The organism is Kutzneria sp. 744 (assembly GCF_000568255.1).
In the GTDB taxonomy this organism is placed as follows: Bacteria; Actinomycetota; Actinomycetes; order Mycobacteriales; family Pseudonocardiaceae; genus Kutzneria.
In genome coordinates this window covers 10,076,962-10,080,353 of sequence record NZ_KK037166.1, presented here as the reverse complement: position 1 = coordinate 10,080,353, position 3,392 = coordinate 10,076,962, and the positions used below count along the sequence as shown (strand labels likewise).

3 protein-coding genes are annotated in these 3,392 nt (G+C 72.4%); all 3 read right to left on the bottom strand.

Annotated features, from left to right (window positions below; translation table 11 throughout):
* Positions 1 to 1,304 (bottom strand): condensation domain-containing protein (locus KUTG_RS46020; protein WP_043726232.1); only part of this gene is annotated, 1,304 nt, incomplete at its 3' end.
* 126 nt (positions 1,305 to 1,430) lie between these two features.
* On the bottom strand, positions 1,431 to 2,942 hold the full coding sequence (locus KUTG_RS46015) for an SDR family NAD(P)-dependent oxidoreductase (RefSeq protein ID WP_052396209.1): 1,512 nt from the start codon (positions 2,940 to 2,942) through the stop codon (positions 1,431 to 1,433).
* A partial coding sequence (locus tag KUTG_RS54810) for a hypothetical protein (protein WP_198047570.1) occupies positions 2,924 to 3,392 on the bottom strand: 469 nt, incomplete at its 5' end. The genes KUTG_RS54810 and KUTG_RS46015, both read right to left, overlap by 19 nt.

The window sequence follows — 3,392 nt, the reverse complement described above, 5'->3', positions numbered from 1 at the left end:
CCGGCGAGCCCGCGCAGCACCTGGACGTAGCGTCGGCCGATGGCCTCGGCCGTGTCGCGGTCGAACAGGTCGGTCGCGTACTCCAGGTCGCAGCGCATCCCGACGTCCGCGTCGCCCTCGGCCAGGTTGAACTCGAGGTCGAACTTCGCCGTCCCGGTGCCGACGGCCTCCAGCCGCGCGGTCACGCCGGGCAGGTCGAGCGCGACGCTCGGCTCGCTCTGCCAGGTGAACATCACCTGGAACAGCGGGTGGTACGCGGTGGAGCGCTCCGGATTGACGGCCTCGACGACCCGCTCGAACGGGGCGTCCTGGTTGTCGTAGGCCGACAGCGCCTTGTCCCGCACCTGGTCGAGCACGCGGTCCAGCGTCGGGTTGCCGGCCAGGTCGGTGCGCAGCACCCAGGTGTTGACGAAAAACCCGACCAGGTCGGCGAGGGCCTCGTCGGTGCGGCCGGCGATGGTGGCGCCCATGGTGATGTCCTCGCCGGCGCCGAGGTGGTGCAGCAGCACGGCCAGGCCAGCCTGCATCACCATCGCCAGGGTCATCTCCTTGGCCAGCGCCAGGTCGCGCAGCGCGGCGACGAGCCCGGGCTCGATGTCGACGGCCACCACGTCGCCCCGGTGGCTCGCCTCGGCCGGGCGCGGCCGGTCGGTCGGCAGCCGGAGCTGGTCCGGGCTGCCGGCGAGTTCCCGGCGCCAGTAGCCGAGCTGCCGGGACAGCACGCTGTCCGGATCCTGGTCGTCGCCGAGCAGTTCTCGTTGCCACAGCGTGTAATCCCCGTACTGCACCGGCAGTTCGGCCCAGTCCGGGGCCACCCCGCCGTGCCGGGCGGTGTAGGCGGCGCTCAGGTCGCGAGCCAGCGGCGCCATGGACTCGCCGTCCACCGCCACGTGGTGGATCACCAACACCAGCACGTGTTCCGTGCGCGAACACCGCAGCAGGCGCGCCCACACCGGAATGTCCGACGACAGCTCGAACCGGTGCGTCACCGCCTCCGCGATCGCGGCGTCGACCTCGTCGGGGCGGCTGTCGTGGACCGAGAACGGCACGGCGAGCGCCTCGACCGGCACGACCCGCTGCGTCAGCGTGCCGTCGTCGTCCTCGGCGAACACCGTGCGCAGGCCCTCGTGCCGCACCACGACATCCCGCAGGGCCGCGCGCAGCCCGTCCACGTCGAGGTCGCCGCGCAACCTCAGCACGAACGGCACGTTGTAGACCGCCGACGGCCCTTCCAGCCGATCGATGAACCACAGCCGGCGCTGCGCGAAAGAAATGGGGATCACCGCGGTCCGCCCCTCATTCATCCCGGAGTGTCCTGAAAAAGGCCGAAAAACAAAGACGGGGAAGCCTTCGCAGGGTTCAATATCACCGGCGCCGCGTGAGTGCGTCAAGCACGGCAATCACGGTCGTGTCCCGTCGACAGGACACGCTCACCGAGCCGATTCTTTCGAGTTGACAAGCCGCCGTTCGCGCACCGCGGCGGCCATCCCGGCCACCGTCGGGCTTTCATAAAGCTCCTGCGTCGACACCCGCACACCCAGCCGGTCGTCGACCAGCGCGAGCAGGCGCGTCGCCCGCAGCGAATTCCCGCCGAGTTCGAAGAAAGAATCATCACGGCCGATCGCCGTCCGGCCGAGCGCCGCCGACCACACGCCGGCGATCTCCCGCTCCAGGTCGGACCGGGGCGCGGCCGGCGTCCGCCGCCGGCGTCCCGGCGCGGTGTCGAGCAGAAGCCGCTCGGTGTCGACGGATCCGTCCACACCACGGGGAATTCGCGGCAGGGCCACCAGCCGCACCGGCACCACGGCATCCCGGATGCCGGCGGCGATCGCGGCCCGCACGACGCCCGGATCCACGCCGTCGGGCGCGTAGGCGACCAGGAGCTCGCCGGCGTGCACGCCGCCGGGCCCCAGGTCCGCGACGATCGTCGGATTCGCCAGATCGAGTCCGAGCAGCAGATAATGCCCCGGCGCGGCCATCGCGTCCAGGAAAAGCCGCAATCCCGCGTCCGGGTCGATCGCGCGAAACCCGCGTCTGCGGGCCGCTTCGACGGGACGGCCCGCGTTCACGCCGACGTCCGTCCACATGCTCCACGCGAGGCACTTGACCGAACGCCGCCGCTCATGACGCCAGTATTCGGCGAATCCGACCAGGAAACAGCTGGCCGCGGCATAGGCCCCGAACGAGTTTCCGCCGAATTCACCGTTGACCGAACCGAAAAGCACCAGCGACGCGTCCGGCCGACGGTCGAGCACCGCCGCGACGGCGAGCGTGCCGCTCACCTTGGGCCGGTACTGCTCGGCGAAGGTCGCCGCCGCCTCGTTGGCCAGCGTATGCCGCTCCAGTTCGGCCCACTGCCCGGTGGGATCGGCGGCGGCGAGGTGCAGCACACCGTCGAGCCCGTGGCCCCAGCGCGCCTCGGCCGACGCGACCGCCGCCTCCAGCGCGCCGGCGTCGGCCACGTCCGCCTGGACGTAGTCGACGTCGCCGAGCGCGGACAGTTCGGCCAGCCGGTCGGCCTTCGCACCGTCCACTGTGGACCGGCCGACCAGCAGCAGCCGGACCCCGTAGGCGGCCAGCAGGTGGCCGGCGATCTCGACGGCCAGGCCGCCGAGGCCGCCGGTGACCAGGTACCGGCCGCCGGTGCGCACCGGCGCGGTCACGGTCTCGGTTTCGGTCTCGGCGAGCGGGGTCAGCTTGGGTTGCCAGCGCCGTCCGTCCCGCGCCGCGACGACACCGGCGTGATTGCGGTCGGCCAGCTCCCGGCGCACCGCCTGGGCCCATTCGCCGTCGTCGGCGGGCAGGTCGAGCTGACGGACGCGCATCGTGGGGTGCTCGCTGACCGCGGTTCGGATCAGTCCGGGCAGGGCGCAGGCGCCGAGGTCGACGCTGTCGCCGTCGCGCACCCACAGGGCGCCCGCGGTCAGCACCAGCAGCCGCACGCCGTCGACTCGGTCAGCACGTCGAGCAACGCGGTCAGTTCGGTGGTGATCGCGAGCAACCGGTCGGCCACCTCGCCACCACGGGCCAGCGGGAACGCGTGCACGACAGACGCGATCCGGCCGTGCCGCTCGGTCACCGCCCGCAGCAGCGACCGCAGCTGCCCGCGATCGCCCGGCGCGACCTGGTACCGACCAGGCGCGTCCTGGCCGAACCCGTCGCCGCGCCGGACCGAGACCACTGTGCCGTCGATGCCCAGCCGCTCCCGGTCGCTGTCGTCGCCGAGCACCAGCCGGACGCCGGTTTCATCGTCCGCGGCCGGCGAGCTCGGCAGCTCCGTCCACTCGCGGGTGACCAACCGCGTGTCCGCCGGGGGCGCGGCAACCGTGATCACCCGGTCGTCGAACCGGCCGGCCCCCAGCGCGTCGGCCAGGGCGGACCGCTGGATCTTG